The organism is Desulfocicer niacini, from assembly GCF_054657595.1.
Map to the genome: position 1 here is coordinate 1 of NZ_BAAHYK010000188.1, position 422 is coordinate 422.

The 422-nt window shown below is 46.9% G+C and carries 1 protein-coding gene; it reads right to left on the bottom strand.

Going from position 1 to position 422, the window contains the following annotated elements; translation table 11 throughout:
* Positions 1-31: 31 nt before the first annotated feature.
* A complete protein-coding gene (locus tag ACYQ2M_RS25315) occupies positions 32-223 on the bottom strand; it encodes a tyrosine-type recombinase/integrase (RefSeq protein ID WP_459919181.1) in 192 nt (63 codons plus the stop codon).
* Between the last annotated feature and the right edge of the window lie 199 nt (positions 224-422).

Here is a 422-nt window from a genome sequence, read left to right on the forward strand (position 1 = left end):
CGCCTCTATCGAGCAGGAAGAAGGGCGTAGATCAGTTGGCAAGTACATTTTGATCCTCCCATTCGGACGGAAAGGCAGTGGTATCTTTGTAATAGAGATCCATCGGAGATTTAATTTTTGACACACTTTCCCTCGACACATGAAGATATGTCATGGTGGTGGAAATACTTTTGTGGCCCATCATTTTTTGAATACGCCGAATGTCGTAGCCAGCCTCCAACATATAAGTTGCAAACCAGTTCCTCCAGGCGCAAGCCAGCCGAGTAAGCTGTCATCAACAGCATGCGATTTCGAAATCCGGTCGCCGCATTGATCAGCGTCATCACCTCCTCTACACTGAACACTTCGGGTAGAAATTTCGGCGTACGCTGGGCAGGAATTGCGATATGGATATTCTCATCTTTGAGAACCTTGCCATAAAG